Below are 19,317 nucleotides of genomic sequence, written 5' to 3'. Positions count from 1 at the left end.
TCGGTCGGCATTAACATACGATATGTCGGAACGGCTGGTCGCTATCCTCGCGCCGGCTATTCCACCGCAGCGTCGACTGTAGTCGTGACGTCTTTTACGGCGCCTCGTGCGGTGTTTGCGCAACCGGAGAGTTCCGCCGCGCACAAAAGAATGGCGAGCAAAGTTGCAAGGCGCTTCATCGTGACGTCTCCTAGCCAGGGCGTCGAAGGATACCCTCATAATCGGCCCGCGTCTCGCGCCACTTCAAGCGAAGGATTTCTCGCCGGCTCCGGTTGATCACTCGAGGCGGTGGAGCACGACAGGCTCGGCTTGCCAGCATCCGTGGGACTTTTCGTTGGGGAAGGTCGAGTTTTACCCAGAATGATCGGCTTCTATCCTCCAGGGCGGATTTAGCGCTTGCCACCCAACCCCCGAAACTATAAGGCAATTTCCGGTCCGGAGTGTAGCGCAGCCCGGTAGCGCACTTGACTGGGGGTCAAGGGGTCGTGGGTTCGAATCCCGCCACTCCGACCATCAATCCCTTGAAATCTCTAGTCTTTTCCGAAGGCACGTTCTTGTGCCTTGGTCTGAATTCGAAACGGAAGGTGCTCAAAGCGCCTGTTTCGGCGCCCGAAGTGCAGAAAAGCCCCGACTAACGAGGCGCGTGTTCTTCTTGGTGCCGGACAAAAACCTATATCCGGATCAGTCTAGACCGGGAAGTTTGCGGCGAGCCGGCGCGGTGGGGTTTGGGCTCGTTAACCGCACCGGCTCGTGGGTAACCATGTCGAACCCCGAAAGCCACGCTACATCGATGGCGCCGCCGGGCTATAACATACGATAATGGACGCTGGCCGTTCGTCTGCTATTTTCGCCCCATGAAGCCCCCAGTGAAAACCGATGCCGGCGTTCAAGCCGCCTAAGTTCACCGAGACGAAGCCGGAAGATTTGCCGCGTGATCCGCTCGGAGACGCAACCGGCTGGTCATTCAAAACGTTGGAGCATGGCCAGAATACGTTTCCGGCTGCAATAGAGGCCACAGATGCCGAGGGCAGGTCGTGCCTCTATGTGCCCATGGACTTTGCCGGGAAGATCGGTCGCTGGGTCAAGCCGGAAAGTTAGTTGTTCCGCTAGGTATTCTTCCTTCCCTAAATGTCCGTACGATTGAAGCGGTTCAGGGCAGGAGCAGAGCCGCAACAAGCCAAGCGGCAATCAAGATGCTGAAGTAGGTGCACGCAACTGCGGCCACGAAAAGGGCTTCTCGCCAGATGCTGGTGGGCTCTGCGATCCGGTTATCGTTGTCAGCATACAAGCTTATTCGGCCTCGCGCTCCAGAGTGGCGCGATCGTTGCCGTAACCCACACGCCCGCTCGACAAAGAAACGGCCGACAGGCTCTGTGAGTTCCGGAGTCTTACGGGACAGGCGCACGGCCGGACGATTTGACCGAATAGCGCGATATGCACTGGAACAGGAATTAATTTTAGCACATGCTTATAAAATGAGCTCGGGATCCAGCTCATGGGCGGCCCGGCTGTGCCGAACCCCACAAAACCACACCGCACGGCGCCGCCGGGCCGCGCCCTCAATGACGTTTAATCACCTTGATCAGGCAGTGCGGGTTGCTGTGCGCTCCAGGCCTTCACTTTGTCGGCCAGGGTTTTCAGGTGGTCGGCGGGGGTGAAGCCGGAAATGCCCTTGCGCGGCTTCAGGTCGTGGTCGCCGTCCTCAAGCCACAAGATCTCGATCTGCTTCGATAGCCGGTAGCTCGCCACTTCGTCGCGGCTGCCGAAGACGTCGCGCGCGCCCTGGCAGATGAGGGTAGGGGTCTTCAGTTCCGCGAGGTGCTTTGTGCGCAGTTGCTCCGGTTTGCCGGGTGGATGGAACGGATAGCCCAGGCAGAGCAGGCCTGCGATCTTGCCGGCATCGAAAAGCTCGTCGGCCAGCATGCTGGCGACGCGGCCGCCCATCGACTTGCCGCCGATGACCAGCGGGCTGGTCGCACCTAGCGTCTCGACGGCGGTTTTGTATTCTCCGATCAGCGTTTCGGCGCGCGGCGGCGGCTTGCGGCCGGCGTCAGTGCGGCGGCTCGCCATATAACCGAATTCGAAGCGCGCGACGCGGAAGCCCACCCCGGCGAGCGCGGCCGCGATCGCGTTCATGGCCAGCGAATCCATCGGGGCGCCCGCGCCATGCGCGAGCAGGATGGTGATGGGGGCATCCTTCGGCCCGTCGAAGAGAAAATTCATCAGCCGGCCGACTTCTGCAAGGCCTGAAGATCGATCAACTGGACGCCGCGCAAGGCGATCTTCGCCCAGTTCGATTTGTCGTCCAGTTCCAGATAGCGCATCCAGAGGCGCCGGGCCTCGGTTCCGTCTCCGGCCTCGAACTCCAGTCGCGCCAGGTTGAAGACGGCGTCAGCATAGTCGGCGTCGACGGCGATCGCCTTGCGCAGATGGCGGCGGGCGGAGTCGACGCGGCCGTCCTCTGCCATCATGCCGGCGAGATTGAACCAGGCCTCCACGAAGGAGCCGTCGAGCTTGATCGCGCGGGCATAGTCGTGCGCCGCTTCCGCATGGCGGCCGGCAGCGCGCAGGCAGTTCGCGCGGTTGAAGGCGGCGACAGCGTCTGACGGATCGATGGCGAGGCAACGCTGATAGAGTGCTGCGGCCTCATCATGCCGGTGGTCGGCCTCGGCTTCCTCAGCCGTGAGGAACAGCTCTTCCAGCCTGGCGTCGTCGGCCGTGTCGAGGTCGAGAACGAGCTGGCCGCTGAGCTCGCTGACGCCTTCGGCGGAGAGGGCATAGATCGTCTCGGCGTCCGCGGCGTGGAGCGACAGCGCAGTGAGCGATTCCACGGGCCCGGAGCGATGGATCGAGCGGGCGATGGCGCTCCAGTTCGCGCCGCTTGCCACCAGCCCGGCGTATTTCCGGGCAAGGATCAGGTCGCGGAAAGAATAGGGTTCCTCGTCATGCTCGAAGGCGTCGAAAAGGGAAAGCAGGTCGAAGAGGCTCGGCTCGAGATGCGACTGATCGAGCAGGGACTGGCGGCTGAGTTCCGCGGGCTCAGCGGGCTTGGCGAGGCCGAGCAGGCGCAAGAACCCATTCTCGCTGAGCGGCCGGTGGCCTGCTTTCAACTCCGCGTCGTGACGCTCGTCGATGGCGGTCTCGGCGGCCGTTTCGAGAAGCTTGCGGCCAAAGACGAGCCTCGTCGTGCGCCGCGAGGTTCCGCGCTTCAGCAGGATGCCTTGGCGCTTTGCCTCTTTTGCGAGCAGGCGGTGCGGCAGTGCGGCAAACGCTCCGTAGGTTCCGAAGACTTTGCCGGAGCGCTCTGTCACTTCTTGCCCTTGCCGGCTGCCTTACGGCCGCCGCCTGCCGCCGCGACCTTGGCCGGCGGCGCCTCGGCTTCGACCTTGGTCTTGCTCTTCGCCGGCGGCTTCGATTGCGCCAGGCTCGCCTTCAGCGCATCCATCAGGTTGATGACATTGCCGCGCTCAGGCGCGGCCGCGATGATCGGCTTGTGACCTTTCAGCTTCTCGCGGATCATGGTCATCAGCGCCGCCTCATAGCGATCCTCGTAGTTCTTCGGATCGAAGGTGGTTTCCTTCTGCTTGATCAGCGCCTCGGCGAGCTGCAGCATCTCGGGATCTGGCGTGCCGGTCGGGATGGCGCCGAAATATTCGGCCGTGCCACGCACCTCGTTGGGGTTGCGCAAGGTGCAGACGAACATGCCGGTCTCGCGCGCGCCGATGGTGATCACGCGCTCGCGGCTCGACAGCACGATGCGCGCGATCGCCAGTTTGCCCGCCTTGCGCATCGCTTCGCGCAGCACGATGAAGGTCTCTTCCGCCATCGCCCCGTCGGGCGCGAGGTAGTAGGGCGCGTCCTGGTAGATGACGTCGACGGAGTCCTCATCGACGAAGGCTTCGATGTTCATCGTGTGGTTGGACTCGATGCGCACCGCCTCGAGATCGCTCTCATCGATGATGATGTACTGCTTGTCCTCGTACTCGTAACCCTTGACGAGGTCGGACCGCTCGACCAGCCCGAGTTCTGGGTCGACCGGCTTCATGTTGATGCGGTTGTGGGTCTTCTTGTGGAGCTGGTTGAAGCTGATGCGCTCGCTGGCGCTGGTGGCCGGATAAAGCCGGACCGGACAGCTTACGAGACTGAGTTTGAGATAGCCTTTCCAGCTTGCACGGGGCGCCATGATTGTCTCCTACGCAGCAACACTACTCACTTCGCAGCGGACAATACCGGCAAATCTTTAGCAAATTCGTCAATATCCGCCCACGGGTCTCCTGACATCTGGAGGAGGCCCGGGAGCGAAGAATAATTCAAATCCTCCGGGGCGTCGATGGATTCGAGATCGGCCCAGGCGACCGGCGTCGAGGCGGGCAGGTTGGTGCGGGCGCGCAGCGAATAGGGCGCAGCCGAGGTGTGGCCGCGCGCGTTGCGGTGAAAATCGATGAAAATCCGGCGCTTGCGATGCGTCTTTCCCATATTGGTGGTGAACGTGTCCGGCTGCGCGGCCGCCAGTTTGGCGGCGATCTTGCCGGTCGCGTCATGCACCGCCTTCCAGCCGAGCTTGGACTTGATCGGCACCACGACATGCAGACCCTTGCCGCCCGACGTCTTGACGAAAGGCGTCAGCTTCAAAGCTTCCAGCTCGCCCCGGATATGAATGGCGGCCTCGACGATCTCGCGCCAGGCGATGCCTTCGCCGGGATCGAGGTCGAAGGTGACGCGGTCGGGCTTTTCCAGCCGCTTGCGCGTCGTGCCCCAGGTGTGGAACTCGACCACGCCGAATTGCGCCAGCGCGAGATACCCCTTGGCGTCCTCGACCGAGAGGTAGGATTTGTCCTCGCCCTCGGAGTTCGCCAGCTCGAAGGTCTCGACTGATGCCGGCATGCCGGTGAAGGCGTGCCGCTGGAAGAAGCAGTCCTGCGGCCGGCCGGTTGGGCAGCGCACCAGCGACACCGGGCGCCCCATGATGTGCGGCAGCATCAAATCACCGACGAAGGCATAGTAGACCGCGATATCTAGCTTGGTCGGCCCCGACTTGCCGAACAGCCTGCGGGTCGGGTTGGTGACCCAGATCGTGGCGAGGTCGGCCTCGGAGATCAGCCGCTTGCGCTGCACGGTGGTCGCAGGGGCAGACAGTTCGACATCCCTCAACCCCTTGAACACCGAATGGCGGAGCAGGTTGTCGCTCGTGCGGTTGGCGTAGTGGATGCGGGCGGAAAGCACCGGCCGGACCCAGATAATGTCCTTCGGCGCGCCATCCAGCGGAACGGCTCCCGCATGCAACGCTTCCAGCCGTTCAAGCAAGGCCTGCAGCGTGGCGCTGTCGAAGCCGGTGCCGACCTTGCCGCGATAGTGAAGTTCGCCATGTTCCCATTCGCCAAGGGCGAGCGAGGCCAGTCCTTCAGCCCGCTGCGATGTCGTGTAGCCGGCAATGACGAAGTCGCCGGTGGCGAGAGCCTTGGTCTTCGTCCATGTCTTCGAGCGGCCGCTCTGATAGGTCGCTGAAGTGCGCTTGGAGACGATGCCTTCGAGACCAAGTTCGGATGCGCGTTCGTAGAGCGGCCGGCCGTCGCCTTCCACATGGTCGCTGAGCTGGATCGCCGAACGGCCGGTCGCGTGTCCCGACAGAAGCTGCGCGAGCAGCGCCTTGCGCCTGACGAGTGGCGCCTGCCGGAGGTCCCAGCCATCGAGGTAGAGCAGGTCGAAGGCGTAAAAGACCAGCCTGTTGCCGGCGCCTTCCGACAGCGCGTCCTGCAGCAGATCAAAACGGCTGATGCCTTTTTCGTCGAGCACGACGACCTCGCCGTCAATCACGGCCTCACGGCAGGACAGCCGGCGGAATGCTTCCGGCAGATCGCCGTAGCGCTTCGTCCAGTCGAGCCCGCCGCGCGTGACCAGCCGCACGGCGCCATTCTCGACATGCGCCATGGTGCGATAGCCGTCGAATTTGATCTCATGCAGCCAGCTGTCCCTGGTCAGCTTGCCGTCCGGTGGGTTTGCAACCTGGGTTGCGAGCTGTGGCTCGACGATGCGTGGCGCGTCCGCCCGTTTGGCGCCCGGAAGCGCGCCGGGCCTCAGCCGGACGGGCTTGGTCGGGGCCGGCTTCGGTTCCTCGACCAGTTCTTCGATGCGCCTTCCCGACTTCACGCTTTCCGGCCGCTCGGCGAGGATGTCGGCCTTCTCGTCGGATGCGAGGTCGCGCTCCTTGAAGAACAGCCAGTTCTTTTTTCCCTTGTCTTCCGGCTTGCCTTTCAGCCGCGCCAGCATCCATCCGCCGTTCAGCTTCTCGCCGGCAAGGCGGAACTTGAATGAGCCGGACTTCAGGCTCTTCTCGATATCGTCCATCGGCGCCCAGGTGCCGCGGTCCCAGACGATCATCGGCCCGCCGCCATATTCACCCTTCGGGATCACACCCTCGAAATCGATATATTCGAGCGGGTGATCCTCGGTTTCGACCGCGAGGCGCTTGTCGGCTGGGTTGAGCGAGGGCCCCTTGGGGACCGCCCAGCTCTTCAGCACGTCGCCGACCTGAAGGCGCAGGTCGTAGTGGTCGGCGGTCGCGTGATGCTTGTGGACGACGAAGCGGTTGCCCGCGTCGGCGGACGCGGCGCCGGACGGTTCGGGCGTCTTGGCAAAATTCCGTTTCGCTCGGTAGGCTTGCAGCTTGGCCATGTCGCGACGGTAGAGCATGATCCCGGAAAGTGGGAACCGGTTTTCGGTCGAGGCCGTGCCCTTTACTGTAAAAAATGCCCGGCGGCGGTGCCGTTCTGGCAACGGTCGCCAGCAAAACCTCAACGAATGAGAGGTTCGCGAGCGACGTGCATGCGAAACATCGTGATTGGACTTCTGGCTTTGTCGGAGTCACGCTGATGCCAGAAATTGGGGGTCGGCTTCATCCGAATTGGAGGAACCGACATGGAACACCAAACTCTGGAAAAATTGCAGGCCGTCGCGAAGGTGGATCAGGACTACCTGCGCCGGGCAATGTCACGAAGTGAACGCCTCGAGCGCTGGGCGCAGCTTCTCGAGCAGGATCCCCAGAAACGCCTCAGGACTCTGCGCGAGACCGAATATCAGACCGAGGGCGTCCGTGCGCTTTTGCGCGAGGACGGCAGCGCGATTTCGATCGCCTTCCAGGACCAGGTTCTGCGCGATGCAGGGCTGAAAGACGACAGCTACGGAGAGGCGCGGCGGTTCTTCGAGCTGACGGACGGGCAATTGCACGAGGTGATCTGCTATTGCCATCTGGGCGAGACGGTGAGCGCCGCGACGGTCGCCCGTCATGTGCGGGCGGTCTTGAGCGGGAAACGGCCGGGCATGTTCAGCCGGATGCACGACGCGTTCGTCTGGTAGGTCGTTTACCGCGATGGCGAGGTGGCTCGCTGGCAGCGCGCCACCTCTGGCCGGTGCATTTCCTTTTGGGCGGTGCGTCTAGCGCAGTTCCGCCAGCATGTGCCAGTGCCAGCTGCCCGGCTTGACGTGCTCCCGGTCGATCAGACTGAGCAGTTCGAAGTCGCTGAAAAGTTCAACCAGCTCGGCCGCGTTGCAATAGTAATGCGGATGGATTTTGTCCGAATCTTCGGGCTCGACCGCGTCTTCTACAAAGGTGTTCGGCGCAATCTCCTCGCCCTTGCCGTATTTGGCGTTGCGTTTCGACAGCATCGTGCCCTGATAGGTGCCGCCGGGTTTCAGCACCCTGGCGATCTCCCTGACAGCCGCGCCGACGATCAAGGGGTCGCCGTGGTAGATCACGTTGAACGACAGGACGTGGTCGAAGGTGTGGTCTGCGAATGGCAATTCCGTCATCGCCGCAATCATCGTCGTGATTTCGAGATTTTCGGCCGCCGCGGAGCGCCGGAGTTCCGAAATGCCCGACTGTGCCATGTCCACCGCGGTTACCTCCAGCCCGAGCCTCGCATAGGCGAGGGCGTGCCGCCCGACGCCGCAGCCGAGGTCCAGCACCCTCTTGGCAGAACCGGTCGCCAGCTGTGCGGCGAAGGCCGCGACATCTGGCTCGGGCGTCAGCCACTCGGCCCTGCCATGCGGGGTGCTCCAGCGGTCGTTCCAGGCAAGATGCGCGGTGTCGGTCTTCATGGTCGGTGATCCCTTCGGGGGTGTTTCAATGGCCGTCCAGCACGCGCTTGCGCGTGTAGTTTCCAGCCTGCTCGATGATGACGACGAGGCCGAATATCAAAAGGATGATGGTCGCGGCGGTCGGGTAGTCGAACATGTCCATAGCGACCTTGAGCTCAAGCCCGATGCCGCCGGCGCCGACTAGCCCGAGAACGACCGACGAGCGCACGGCCTTTTCGAGTGCGAAAAGCGTGGTGGTGATGAAGGCCGGGCTCGCGGCGGGGATGACGGCGCAGAAGATCGTGTCGATGCGGCGCACGCCCTGCGCCTGCAGCGCCTCGGCCGGGCCCTTGTCCACGTCCTCCATCGCTTCGGCGAAGAAGCGACCGCAGAAGCCGGCGGTATCGACGGCGATCGCCAGCGTGCCGGCGAAAGGGCCGAGGCCGACGGCGATCACGAAGATGAGCGCCCAGACGAGGTCCGGTACGGTCCGGAAGACTGCGACGGTTCCTCGCGCCAGCGTGTTGATCCAGCGGGTGCCGAGTTGGCCTCTCGCGGAGAAGATCGCGAGCGGGACGGATATCAGCGCGCCGACCGTGGTTCCGGCGATCGCCATCTGGAAGGTCTCGACCAACGCGGTGGACAGCGACGGCAGCCGCTCCAGGCTCGGCGGAAAGGCGCGCGAGAAGAAATCGGCGAGTGCCGGCAGGCCGGTAGCCAGTTCCGATAACGACCAGCCGGTGCCGTCGAGCGACCAGACAAGCACGGCGATGCCGAGCGCATATGCGATGAACGCCAGGGGCGAAGGCCATTCCAGCCGGGCGGGGACTGGCGACGTGCGTGTGCGGTCAGTCATAGAGGCCACGCAGCCTGGCGGCCACCATGCCCCGGGTATGCGCGTCCAGCGCCAGCTTGCCACCGCGCAGGCCCACGATGCGCTCGGCATGTGCGAGGGCATGGCCGAGGTTGTGGGTGGTGAAGATGAGAGTGGCACCGGTGTCACGCACGACGCGGGCGAAAACCTCCATGACCTCTTCGCCGGCAGTGGGATCGAGGCTTGCGGCGGGCTCATCCGCCAGCACCAGGCGAGGCTCGGCGACGAGCGCCCGCGCGATTGCCACGCGCTGCGACTGCCCGCCCGACAGGCTGTCCACCCGCCGGAGTGCGAAGTCGGCCAGGCCGACGCGATCGAGTGCGGCCAGTGCGCACCGGCGGGACTCGGCCGGCGCTAGCGCCTGCAACCAGTTGCGCGGTCCCGAGCTCGTCGCCAGCATGCCGTGCACGACATTGGAGAGAGCGGTCAGCCGCGGCACCAGATTATGCTTCTGCGCGACGAAACCGACGCCCGACCGCAACTGGCGGAGTTCGCCTGATTTGAGGCTCGAAAGATCGCGCCCGAAGATCGAAACCTTGCCGTCTGCCGGAGAGACGAAGCCCATCAGGCACTTCAGCAAGGTCGACTTTCCGGCGCCGTTCGCGCCGACCAGTGCGACCGCCTCGCCACGACCCACCGTGAAGCTGACGCCGGAAAACACCGGATCGCGCTTCGCGTAGCAAGCCGCGAGACCGTCGACCGCGAGGTCGACGGTCCGGGGCGCTACCGGCTCGAATTCGGCGAGGCGGACCGCGGCGACGGTCATTCGCCGATGAATTCCGAATATTGCGGATATCCAATCGTGGCGTACATCGAGCGGACCGGCGCATAGGCGGCATCGTCGATCGCGACGAGGTCCATGCCCTGGTATTTTGCGTTTTCACCGCCCGCCGAAATGATGCCGTCGATGACGGAAGCCTTGTTCTCGACCATCTTGGCCTGGATCGATGCGCTCACAGCCGGATCGACATGCGCGCCGACGACCAAGAGGTCGCTTGGCAGGTCGCCGGAGCGGGCGATGACGCGGAAGGCGCCGGGCGGGGTCGACGTGTCCTTGTCGCGCACGCCGTTCGTCCAGCTGGTGTAGTTGACGCCGATTGCGGCCACGTCGCCGCGCTTCAGCGCTTCGTGAGCCACCGCCCGCGTGGTGTGGGTGACGCCGATTTCCGACTTGGGGTCGAGGCCGTAGTCGGCGAAAAGCTGCGAGGGGCAGAGATGGCCGGAGGTCGAGCCGACATCGTCGAGCGCAACCTTCTCGCCCTTGAGATCGGCCGGCTTCACGAACGGGGAATCGGCCTTCACCACGATGGCGCAGAAATAGTCCGGGCGGCTGAGGCCGATGAGCGATTTCGCATCGGCCATCTTCTGGATGACGACGTATTCCGCCGGACCGGTAATGACGAAGTCGACGCGCTTGGCGCGCAGCGCTTCGGCCGCGGCGGTGCGGTTGTTCACGGGAAAGAACTCGAAGGTGTGGCCGGAAGCCTGCTGCAGCGCCGCCTTGAACGGACCCCATTCGGTCTGCAGGCGCTCCAGGCCCTCGACGTCCGTGATCGCCAGCTTGAAATTGTCGGCCTGTGCAGAGATGGGCGCGGCGAAGGCAAACGCCGCCGCCAGAATGGCATGGATCCGCATGATCATCCCCTGTCATCGCAGTTGTTTCGGGACGATCAGTACGGATGTCAGATGACAGTCTGATTGCAGCTCTGTGATTTCTTCGTGAAACGCACCGGACCGGAAGGTCAGGCCGGCGCGATACGACCCGTCGACGAGACAGTCAGGCCGCGCTGGTGGCGGTATTCGAGCGCGATGGCGCCCCAGATCAGGCCGATCAGCAGATAGAAATGCCGCCAGTGGTCGGTGTCGATGACGGTGCCGAGCGCCACATGGCCGAGGAAGACGACATAGGCGCAGAGCAGGAAGGGTTGCCACGGCCGGTTGCGAAAGAGAATGCGGAAGCCGGCCGCAATCGTCCAGCCGATCATGATTACCCAGCAGGCGAAACCCAGCCAGCCGTAGTCGAGCAGCGACTTCAGCCAGATGTTGTGCGTGTCCTCGCCGAGCAGCTGGCCGAAGACCAGCGGCCCGATGCCGAGCGGATGTTCCATCGCCATCTGCAGGCCGATCGTGTAGCGCGCGAAGCGGCCGAGGCGCGCCGAGTCATAGTCCTGCGCGAGCTGGGCGCGCTGGGTGAACATGTCGGCGACGCCCGGTATCTGCAGCACGACCACGAAGGCCACGATGAGCAGCGCCACCGCGACAAGGCTCATGATGACGATGCGCAGGCGAAACCTGCCGCTGTTGCTCTGCAGAAAGAGCGCGGCGATCAGCATGATCGCGGCCGCGCCAAACAAACCCCAGGCGCCGCGCGAGAAGGACAGGAAGATGCCGGCAACGACGATCAGCAGTGGAATGGCGTAGAGCATCATCTTCAAGGGATTGCCTGTCAGCACCAGGTAGAGCAGGTAGATGCCCGGCAGCGCCAGGAAAGGGCCGAACACGTTCGGGTCCTGGAATGCGCCGGCCGCGCGTTCGAACTTGGTGAACATCTGCGCGCCCGGCATGAGGCCGAAATAGCCGATGATGCCTAGCGTGGAGGTGATGACGGCGGCGGCGACCCAGGCCCGGAAGATGAGCCGGTAAAGCGAAGGCTGCGCTTCCGTCACAGCAGCGAAGAACACCGCGGTGAAGGCGAGGAACAAGGACACGGCGAGATATAGCGGCGTGTCCATCAGCTTGGACATCTGCGTCATCGAGATCATGCCGCCGATGTTGAAGAGGACAAGAAGCACCAGCAGCGGCGTGACCGGCCGCGAGATGCGCAGGCCGAACAGCGCCCAGACGGCGATGAGCGCGGCCATGTAGATTTCGTATGGCGCCGGCTCGCGAATGACGAAGCCCGAAAGGAAGACGCCGAGCACGACGGCGGCCGACGAGATCAACTGGACGAGTTTGGCGTTGACCGCGGCCGCCGGTAGCTCGTGCGTGATCGCGCTCAATAGGCGTTTTCCGTATTGAGCAGGCGGATCGGCGTCAGGAACAGTATCTGGAGATCGAACCAGAGCGACCAGTTCTCGATGTAGTGGAGGTCGTACTCGGTGCGCATCTTGATCTTCTCATCGGTGTCCATCTCGCCGCGCCAGCCGTTGATCTGCGCCCAGCCGGTGACGCCGGGCTTGACGCGGTGGCGGGCGAAATAGCCGTCGACCACCTCGTTGTAGAGGAGGTTGTGCGACTGCGCGGCGACCGCATGCGGGCGCGGGCCGACCAGGGAAAGGGAGCCGAACAGCGCGTTGAAGAACTGCGGCAACTCGTCGATCGAGGTCTTGCGGATGAAGCGGCCGACGCGGGTCACGCGCGGGTCGCCCTTGGTGACCGGGCGGATGGCGGTGGGGTCGGCCTGGTCGGTGTACATCGAGCGGAACTTGTAGACCTCGATGACCTCGTTGTTGAAGCCGTGCCGCTTCTGCTTGAAGAGCACCGGACCCTTGCTGTCGAGCTTTATGGCGATCGCGGTGGCGATCATCACCGGAGAGAGCAGGACGATGCCGATCAGGCTGAACACCACATCGAAGATGCGCTTGGCGACGGAGTCCCAGTCGTTGATGGGCTTGTCGAAGATGTCGAGCATCGGCACCGAGCCGATGTAGGAATAGGAGCGCGGTCGGAACTGCAACTGGGTGGAGTGCGCCGAGAGCCGGATGTCGACCGGCAGAACCCAGAGCTTCTTCAGCAGGGAGAGCACGCGCGTCTCAGCCGTCAGCGGCAGCGATACGATCAACATGTCGATGCGCGCAATACGTGCGAATTCGATCAGCTCGGAGATCGTGCCGAGCTTCGGGTAGCCGGCGACCAGTGGCGGCGAGCGGCTATCGTCGCGGTCGTCGAAGATGCCGCAGATGCGGATGTCGTTGTAGGGCTGCTGCTCGATCGAGCGGATCAGGGCTTCCGCCGCCTTGCCGCCGCCGACGATGACGGCGCGCCGCTCGATCGTGCCGTTGCGCGCCCAGCGCTTGATCATATGCGCGAGCAGGAGCCTCGGCCCGATCAGCAGCACCAGACCCGCGACGAACCAGCCGCCGAACCAGACCCGCGAAAAATCGTCGGCGAGCTTGAGGAAGAAACCGGCGACCGCAAAGAGCGCCAGCGTTCCCGCCCATACCATCGCGATGCGCGTGATGTTGGACACTGGCCGCATCAGAGCCGGAAGCTGATAGCAGTCTGTGATGTCGAGAAGGGTGATCGTCAGCACGGACACCAGGCCGATGGCGATTGGATAATGCCAGTCGAGATCGGTCCCCAGCCCGACGTAATAGACGAAGAGGGTCCCGCCGGAGATGAGGAGCAGCGCAAGCTCGACGAAGCGCAGCACGCCGCTGACCATGATCGGGGACATGGTGTCGCGCCGGTACTGCGCGGCCACCTGTCTGGCGGTGTCGTTGAGCCGCCCGGCCTGATCCTCCGCCTGGCTCTTGTCGCCGCCGTCATGCTTTCGAACCGCTTCCGGAGAGAAGCGGTTCGCCGGATCCATTCTGTTCATCACTTCCGCCGACCCGTATGTACGGGCTCCGGGTAGCAGAAGATAGCTAAGAAAGCCTTGAATGCAGTCCTTACATTCGAGACGTCTGTACGCGGATCAGCGTCCGAGCGCCTCAAAATAGGCCTTCTCGATCTCAGCGGCCATCACGTCGACGCCGAAACGTGCCTTGAGCTCGGTGGCATCCGGCATCTTTGCGGAGAAGGCCGCAAGGTCGGCAAGTGCATCGGCCATGATGGCGGCAAGCTCGCCGGCGTCCGGCCGCACGACGGCTGCCGATCCGGCGCCGAAGATCTCCGGTATGCCGCCGACAGCCGTCGCAATCATGGGTTTGCCTGCCGCCAGCGCCTCGAGCACGATGTAGGGCATCGCCTCGGCGCGGGAGGGCACGACGACGATGGCGGCCAGCGCGAAGCCCTGCCGCGCCGGCATCGGCTTCAGGAAGCGGACGCGGTCTTCCAGTCCCAGCCGCCTGACCTGGGCTTTGTAGCGGGGGAGGTGCTCGCCGTCGCCGATCATGACGGCAGTGACCTTGCGGCCGAGCCGCATCTCCACCTGCGCCAGTGCGTCGATGAAGAGATCCGGTCCCTTCAGATCGCGCATCATGCCCATATAAAGGAAATCGGCGGCATCTGATGCCGCCGGAACTTCCTCGAATTCGGCCCTGCGCAGGCCGTTGTAGACCAACGCGCTGGGACGGTCGGGCTCGCCGACCTTGCGGTGGAAGGCGTCTCGCTCATATTCCGAGACGAAGAGGATGTAGTCGGTGAAGCGCGCCATCAGCCGCTCGAGCCCGAAGAACAGCTTTCCCGTCGCTGTCCTCTCGTCGTAATGCAGGCTTCCGCCGTGCGCTGTGTAGAGGCGGGCTACGCGAAACCTGAAAACCCGCAACAGTGAGCCGAACATGCGCGAATAGACGCCACCCTTGGCGCCATGTCCGTGCAGTATGTCCGGCTGCAATTCCTTGATGATCCCGTAGGCGCGCCAGGCCGAGGCGATATCGCCGGGGCCGATGTGGCGCTGCATCGGGGTACGCGAGACGCCGAGCGCGAGGCTCGGCTTCAACTCCTCGAACAGGCGCTCCTCGAAATCGCCGCCAGTGGTCGAGTCGCAGACGATGCCGACCTGATGGCCGGCGGCGGCCTGGGCCTCGGTCAGGTCGCGCACATGCCGGAAGATGCCTCCGACAGGCGACCTGAAACAATGGACGATCCGCAATTTCTGGGTCACGGCCTGCCTGCGGTCATCGATCAGAAGAGGCGTTCGCGGACGTAGACGGTGTCGCCGGGAAGAAGCGGGTCCGACGTGCGCACGCGGCCGGTGATAACCTTGCCGTTGATGTCGCGTGTGATGTCGACGCTGCCCTGGTTGGCGCGCGGTGTGAAGCCGCCGGCCACCGCGATCGCCTTCTGGACGGTGAGGCCCGGCACGTAGGAATACTGGCCGGCCGCGCCGACCTCGCCCATGACGAAGATCGGACGATAGCGGTCGACCTCGACCGACACGTCCGGATCGCGCAGGTAGCCTTCGCGCAGCTTGGCGGCGAGGCTGGCCTCGATCTGCTTGACGGTATGGCCGCGGGCCGGCACCGAGCCGACGAGCGGGAAGGCGAAATAGCCCGACTGGTCGATGCTGTAGGTGTTGGTCAGGCCTTCCTGCTCGAAGACGGTGACGCGGATGCGGTCGCCGGCGCCGAGTCTGTAGGGCTGGTCGAGCATCTCGTGAAACGCCGCCGGGGCAGGGCGGTAGCCCGAGCAGCCCGAAAGGACGAGCCCGGCCAGCAGCGCAGAGATGAGCGAAAGCCTTTTCATGGATCGACGCGAACCTTCGACTTGGCTTGCCGGATACGTGCCCGGCAGGCTTCTGATTGCGCCGTTATCATCCTGTTAGGGTTAATGGCCGGTAAAGTCGGCGCGGCTTTTGCAAAGCGACGCAAGGTTCTTGGAGCCGAAGGGCTGCCGCATCTTAACGGCTGGGTTACCATAGTTCTTTACGGTGCGTTTCCGATAGTTCGGAGCACGGATGCATGTCAGGCGTACAGTCATCGGCCAGTGACATCGATGTCGACCTCGGGAGGCTGTTCGGCAGCCTTGTCGTACGGTGGAAGCGCATATTGTTCGTCGCGCTGGCAGTCACCGGGATGGCGCTGGCATACGCCTGGCTGGCCACGCCGCATTACAGAGGCGAGACGCGCATCCTCATAGAGACGCGCGAATCCGTATTCACCCGTCCGCAGACGGGCAGCGACGACCGTCCGCTGCTCGACGAGGAGGGCGTGACCAGCCAGGTGCAGGTGATCACCTCGACCGACCTGCTGAAGGAGGTAGCGCGCAAGCTGGACCTCGCGCGCCTGCCGGAGTTCGATGCGGCGGCCAATATGTCGGCCTTGTCCCGGTTCCTGGTCGTTGCCGGCCTGAAGAGCGATCCCAACGAGATTCCGCCCGAAGAGCGCGTGCTGAAGGTCTTCCGCGAGAAGCTCAACGTCTATCGCGTCGAGAATTCGCGCGTCATCGTCATCGAGATGTCGGCTGAGGATCCGAAGCTTGCCGCCGAGATCCCGAATGCGCTGGCGGATGCCTACATCGCCGTGCAAAGCGCAGCGAAGCTGCAGTCCAATTCGGACGCTACCGACTGGCTGGAGCCCGAGATCGCCAGCCTTTCAGAGCGGGTGAAGGCCGCCGAGGCCCGCGTCGCCAATTTCCGCGCGCAATCGGATCTCCTGATCGGCCAGAACAATTCCGTGCTTGCCACGCAGCAGCTTTCGGAGCTGTCGACCGAGCTGTCGCGGGTCCGGGCGAATCGCGGCGCGGCCGAGGCGAATGCCGCGAGCGTACGCGCCGTGCTTCAGAGCGGCGCGTCGCTGGATTCGCTGCCGGAGGTGCTGTCGTCGCAGCTCATCCAGCGCCTGCGCGAGCGCGAGGTGCAGCTCAGGGCCGACATCGCCGACATGTCGACGACATTGCTGGACAATCATCCGCGCATCCGCGCGGCGCGCTCGCAGCTTGCCGACCTCGATCGCCAGATCCGCGCCGAGGCCGAGAACGTGCTGAAGAGCCTTGGCACGGAAGCCAACGCCGCAAAGCTGCGCGAGCAGCAGCTCGTCGCCGATCTCAACGAGCTCAAGGCCGAATCGGCGCGCGCCGGCGAGGAGGAGGTGGAACTCAGGGCGCTGGAGCGCGAGGCCAACGCGCAACGCGAGCTTCTGGAATCCTACCTGTCGCGCTATCGCGAAGCGTCTTCGCGCAGGGACGGCAACTATTTGCCGGCGGATGCTCGCATCTTTTCGCGCGCGATCGTGCCGGCCGAGCCCTATTACCCGAAACCGCTGCCGATCGCGGGGGCGGCCTTCATAGGTTCGCTGCTGGTGATGGCCATCGTCACGCTGCTGCAGGAACTGTTCTCGGGCCGCGCCATGCGGCCGGCGGCGGGCTCGCGACTGGAGGCGGAAACGCAGGACGAACCGCTGTACGCAGAGCCGGTTGTCGTCGAGGAGGTTGTGCACGACAATCCGGCGACCGTCGAGCCCGCCGTGGTTCCGGAGGCGGAAGCCGCCGGTATTTCTCAGCCCGCTCCGGTTGAGCCGAAGCCTGCACTCGCAGAAGAAATGGAACTGCCGACGGTGGCGGCTCCGACGAGTCCTGCAACCGACATCCTGCCGGCGCCGAGCGCGATCCAACCGGTCAAGCACGAGCCATTGCCGGAAATGAAGGTCGAGCGCGAATCCTTCAGCGAGGCCTGGGCACGGCACAGAAGCATGATGGACGCTGGCCGACACGAGGCTCAACCGGTCGAGGACAATCCGGCCGAATATGATGAACCCGAAGATCAAGAGGTCGAGAAGGAACCGGTCATGCGCAATCCGTTCGCACGCAGGAAGCCTGCGCCCGAAACAAGCGAACCCGTCGAGACGGACATGGGCGAGGTAGGCGTGGAGAGCGCCGCCGAAATGCTGATCGCCGGCGGCGCGACCCGCGCCATCTTCGTGTCGCCGGAAGGCGACGAGGGCGCCGCCGCCGCCGTGATGGTGGCTCGCGAGGTCGCCGATTCCGGGCTGCGCGTCCTGCTGATCGATCTCACCGCCTCGGGCGCCGCTTCGCGGCCCATGCTGGACAGCGTGTCTTTCCCGGGGGTCACCAACCTATTGGCGTCGGAAGCCCAGTTCACCGACGCCATACACACCGATCGCTATTCCGATTGCCACGTCATGCCCGTCGGCACGGCCGATCCGGTCCGTGCGATGAAGGCTGCCGACAGGCTGCCGGTTATCATGAAGTCGCTGACCACCGCCTACGACGTCGTGGTGGTCGAATGCGGGGCGTCGGATGCGGAAGGCATTCGCCGCCTGGTGGCGGACGGAACCGAGATCATGGTCAGCGTGATCGAGCCGGACGGCGAGACCGCCGCGATGGCGGCGGCGCTGAAGGCGCGCGGGTACGGTCGTGTGATGCTTGTGTCGCCTGCGAACCACAACTCGCCGGATGCGCCGACGCCCGGACGCTCGGCGGCCTAGAACATCGGACCGGAAAGTACGCAGCGGTTTCGGACGAATCCGGTGCTCGAATCGAGATGACGTTCAGTCCTCGTCGGCCGGCTGCCGCTGGCCGGCAGCGCTTCTCCGGAGGAGCTTGGCGAGCTTCCACATCGTCGGGCTGTTCTTGACCCAGGCCTTGGCACCGGCCTTGAGCCGCAGGGCGCGGGCGAGCAGCACACCCTTGGCGGTCAAGGGTAAGACCACATCGAAATGCCGTGTCTCGATATCGCACCACAGCCGCTTATAAGGTTCGTCGCCGACGCTGAAGTCGAATATCTCGAACCCTTCACGGCACGCCGCGCCGATGTTCTCGAAGAAGAGGAAATCGCCGGGGCTGGTGTGCGCCAGATCATCCTCGGCGATGGCGCCGAATTCGCAGACCAGCCGCTTGCCCGAGAGACTTGATCCGGTGATCGCGCGCAGCGTTCCGTCGACTTCCAGCGCGTGAAGCACAAAGGGCCGCGGGTTTTCGCCGAGCGCGTCGCGGAACAGCGAACGAAAGAAGTTCTGCACTTCCATGTCGCCGAAGACATTGGCGATGCCCATCTTGCGGAAGCGGAATTCCTTCATGGCGAAGAAGGCGTCGAGGATGCGCGACACTTCTTCTGGCGTCCCTGCCTCGATGCGGCGGAAGCCGCCGGCTGCCTCGAACTTGCGCGTCTGCGAGCGATGCTTCTTCTTCTTGCGCTTGCCGCTGACGCGCGAGAGCAACGCCTCGAAGCCGCCTTCGAGGTGGACGGCGAGCGCGACGTTCGGGCTCGGAAAATGCGGCAGCGCCAGAAGCGGGTTTGCAACACCATTCAATTCGGGGAGCAGCCTTTCTAGGGCCAGCGCGTCGACATCCGGCCGGGCGACCCGGATCGCGGCAAGCAGTGCGGCGGTGTCGAACGGTTCCGCTTTCAGGAAGGCCGGATCGGCCGCCGGAAAATTGCCGTTCGCGTGGCGTCCGCTCATGAAGCGAGCGATGCGGAAAGGCCCCGTCCGGACGACTTCGAGCGCAAGCGCATAGACCGCGCGGCCGTTCTGCTCGACCACGGCGACGAACCCGTCGGGTTCGACGTTGGCGACCCATTCCTCGATCCAGAGAGGGTCCTGCGCGGGCGCACGGAGGCTCCTCCTCGCCAGCTCGCCATAGGTGACAAGATCGGTTTCCGGCAGGACCGATACGGCAAGTCCGGAACCTCTGCCCTGCGGCTTGAGGGCAGGAGCCACGACGCTCGCCGGCTGGCTGCGAAATGACATGGCCGCGTCAACCATCCTTCAATTCTTGGGGCGTATTGCAGGGGGCTGGTCCCACACAGC

16 protein-coding genes and 1 tRNA gene are annotated in these 19,317 nt (G+C 64.1%); 4 read left to right on the top strand and 13 right to left on the bottom strand.

Annotation, left to right across the window (positions count from 1 at the left end; translation table 11 throughout):
• Positions 1-436 precede the first annotated feature (436 nt).
• Both D8676_RS23685 and D8676_RS23680 read left to right on the top strand, forming a co-directional pair.
• A tRNA-Pro gene (locus tag D8676_RS23685) sits at positions 437-513 on the top strand.
• A 363-nt stretch (positions 514-876) separates the two neighbouring features.
• Entirely contained in the window at positions 877-1,098 is a 222-nt protein-coding gene (locus D8676_RS23680; protein WP_121583561.1) for a hypothetical protein, read from the top strand.
• Positions 1,099-1,569: 471 nt separating this feature from the next.
• Here D8676_RS23680 and D8676_RS23675 read toward each other — a convergent pair whose 3' ends face one another.
• From D8676_RS23675 to ligD, 4 genes are read right to left on the bottom strand one after another with little or no spacing between them, the layout of a single operon-like run.
• Complete coding sequence (locus tag D8676_RS23675; protein WP_121583560.1) at positions 1,570-2,223, bottom strand: alpha/beta family hydrolase; 654 nt, start codon at positions 2,221-2,223, stop codon at positions 1,570-1,572.
• A complete protein-coding gene (locus tag D8676_RS23670) occupies positions 2,223-3,311 on the bottom strand; it encodes a tetratricopeptide repeat protein (protein ID WP_121583559.1) in 1,089 nt (362 codons plus the stop codon). The genes D8676_RS23675 and D8676_RS23670 overlap by 1 nt, the downstream gene beginning before the upstream one ends.
• Positions 3,308-4,183 carry a Ku protein gene (locus D8676_RS23665; protein WP_121583558.1) on the bottom strand — a complete coding sequence of 292 codons (876 nt, stop codon included), beginning with the start codon at positions 4,181-4,183 and terminating at the stop codon, positions 3,308-3,310. Before D8676_RS23665 ends, D8676_RS23670 begins: the two co-directional genes overlap by 4 nt.
• Before the next feature lie 26 nt (positions 4,184-4,209).
• Positions 4,210-6,672 (bottom strand): DNA ligase D, encoded by a 2,463-nt coding sequence (gene ligD, locus D8676_RS23660; RefSeq protein WP_121583621.1) that lies wholly within the window; start codon positions 6,670-6,672, stop codon positions 4,210-4,212.
• 243 nt (positions 6,673-6,915) lie between these two features.
• Here ligD and D8676_RS23655 point away from each other — a divergent pair, with 243 nt between their 5' ends.
• On the top strand, positions 6,916-7,353 hold the full coding sequence (locus D8676_RS23655) for a hypothetical protein (protein WP_121583557.1): 438 nt from the start codon (positions 6,916-6,918) through the stop codon (positions 7,351-7,353).
• Positions 7,354-7,431: 78 nt separating this feature from the next.
• On the opposite strand, the gene D8676_RS23650 is transcribed toward D8676_RS23655, so the two are convergent.
• The 8 genes from D8676_RS23650 to D8676_RS23615 all read right to left on the bottom strand — a co-directional run bounded on the left by D8676_RS23650 (position 7,432) and on the right by D8676_RS23615 (position 15,295).
• Positions 7,432-8,094: a class I SAM-dependent methyltransferase gene (locus D8676_RS23650; RefSeq protein ID WP_121583556.1), complete on the bottom strand. Its 663-nt coding sequence runs from the start codon at positions 8,092-8,094 to the stop codon at positions 7,432-7,434.
• A gap of 25 nt (positions 8,095-8,119) precedes the next feature.
• Positions 8,120-8,929, bottom strand: a complete 810-nt coding sequence (gene phnE / locus D8676_RS23645; protein ID WP_121583555.1) for a phosphonate ABC transporter, permease protein PhnE — start codon at positions 8,927-8,929, stop codon at positions 8,120-8,122.
• Complete coding sequence (locus D8676_RS23640) at positions 8,922-9,713, bottom strand: ATP-binding cassette domain-containing protein (protein ID WP_121583554.1); 792 nt, start codon at positions 9,711-9,713, stop codon at positions 8,922-8,924. Before D8676_RS23640 ends, phnE begins: the two co-directional genes overlap by 8 nt.
• On the bottom strand, positions 9,710-10,582 hold the full coding sequence (locus D8676_RS23635) for a PhnD/SsuA/transferrin family substrate-binding protein (RefSeq protein ID WP_121583620.1): 873 nt from the start codon (positions 10,580-10,582) through the stop codon (positions 9,710-9,712). The genes D8676_RS23640 and D8676_RS23635 overlap by 4 nt, the downstream gene beginning before the upstream one ends.
• Before the next feature lie 107 nt (positions 10,583-10,689).
• Positions 10,690-11,946 (bottom strand): O-antigen ligase family protein, encoded by a 1,257-nt coding sequence (locus D8676_RS23630; protein WP_121583553.1) that lies wholly within the window; start codon positions 11,944-11,946, stop codon positions 10,690-10,692.
• Positions 11,943-13,487, bottom strand: a complete 1,545-nt coding sequence (locus D8676_RS23625) for an undecaprenyl-phosphate glucose phosphotransferase (RefSeq protein ID WP_121583552.1) — start codon at positions 13,485-13,487, stop codon at positions 11,943-11,945. Before D8676_RS23625 ends, D8676_RS23630 begins: the two co-directional genes overlap by 4 nt.
• 96 nt (positions 13,488-13,583) lie before the next feature.
• Entirely contained in the window at positions 13,584-14,714 is a 1,131-nt protein-coding gene (locus tag D8676_RS23620; RefSeq protein ID WP_121583551.1) for a glycosyltransferase family 4 protein, read from the bottom strand.
• A 20-nt stretch (positions 14,715-14,734) separates the two neighbouring features.
• On the bottom strand, positions 14,735-15,295 hold the full coding sequence (locus D8676_RS23615; protein WP_121583550.1) for a polysaccharide biosynthesis/export family protein: 561 nt from the start codon (positions 15,293-15,295) through the stop codon (positions 14,735-14,737).
• A 215-nt stretch (positions 15,296-15,510) separates the two neighbouring features.
• Between D8676_RS23615 and D8676_RS27765 the strand changes: the two genes are divergently transcribed.
• Entirely contained in the window at positions 15,511-17,994 is a 2,484-nt protein-coding gene (locus D8676_RS27765; RefSeq protein ID WP_245427107.1) for an exopolysaccharide transport family protein, read from the top strand.
• 63 nt (positions 17,995-18,057) lie between these two features.
• On the opposite strand, the gene D8676_RS23600 is transcribed toward D8676_RS27765, so the two are convergent.
• On the bottom strand, positions 18,058-19,257 hold the full coding sequence (locus D8676_RS23600; protein WP_245427106.1) for a GNAT family N-acetyltransferase: 1,200 nt from the start codon (positions 19,255-19,257) through the stop codon (positions 18,058-18,060).
• Between the last annotated feature and the right edge of the window lie 60 nt (positions 19,258-19,317).

The organism is Mesorhizobium sp. YM1C-6-2 (assembly GCF_003666685.1).
In the GTDB taxonomy this organism is placed as follows: domain Bacteria; phylum Pseudomonadota; class Alphaproteobacteria; order Rhizobiales; family Rhizobiaceae; genus Mesorhizobium_K.
The sequence above is the reverse complement of the archived record's forward strand: the minus strand, read 5'-3'. Positions and strand labels throughout refer to the sequence as shown.

Excerpts from the sequence above, each read along its gene's own strand:
- D8676_RS23635 (WP_121583620.1), bottom strand. The coding sequence starts at position 10,582 with ATGCGGATCCATGCCATTCTGGCGGCGGCGTTTGCCTTCGCCGCGCCC.
- D8676_RS23680 (WP_121583561.1), top strand. The coding sequence starts at position 877 with ATGCCGGCGTTCAAGCCGCCTAAGTTCACCGAGACGAAGCCGGAAGAT.
- D8676_RS23675 (WP_121583560.1), bottom strand. The coding sequence starts at position 2,223 with ATGAATTTTCTCTTCGACGGGCCGAAGGATGCCCCCATCACCATCCTG.
- D8676_RS23625 (WP_121583552.1), bottom strand. The coding sequence starts at position 13,487 with ATGAACAGAATGGATCCGGCGAACCGCTTCTCTCCGGAAGCGGTTCGA.
- D8676_RS23615 (WP_121583550.1), bottom strand. The coding sequence starts at position 15,295 with ATGAAAAGGCTTTCGCTCATCTCTGCGCTGCTGGCCGGGCTCGTCCTT.
- ligD (WP_121583621.1), bottom strand. The coding sequence starts at position 6,672 with ATGGCCAAGCTGCAAGCCTACCGAGCGAAACGGAATTTTGCCAAGACG.
- D8676_RS23650 (WP_121583556.1), bottom strand. The coding sequence starts at position 8,094 with ATGAAGACCGACACCGCGCATCTTGCCTGGAACGACCGCTGGAGCACC.
- D8676_RS27765 (WP_245427107.1), top strand. The coding sequence starts at position 15,511 with ATGTCAGGCGTACAGTCATCGGCCAGTGACATCGATGTCGACCTCGGG.
- D8676_RS23600 (WP_245427106.1), bottom strand. The coding sequence starts at position 19,257 with ATGTCATTTCGCAGCCAGCCGGCGAGCGTCGTGGCTCCTGCCCTCAAG.
- phnE (WP_121583555.1), bottom strand. The coding sequence starts at position 8,929 with ATGACTGACCGCACACGCACGTCGCCAGTCCCCGCCCGGCTGGAATGG.
- D8676_RS23640 (WP_121583554.1), bottom strand. The coding sequence starts at position 9,713 with ATGACCGTCGCCGCGGTCCGCCTCGCCGAATTCGAGCCGGTAGCGCCC.
- D8676_RS23655 (WP_121583557.1), top strand. The coding sequence starts at position 6,916 with ATGGAACACCAAACTCTGGAAAAATTGCAGGCCGTCGCGAAGGTGGAT.
- D8676_RS23665 (WP_121583558.1), bottom strand. The coding sequence starts at position 4,183 with ATGGCGCCCCGTGCAAGCTGGAAAGGCTATCTCAAACTCAGTCTCGTA.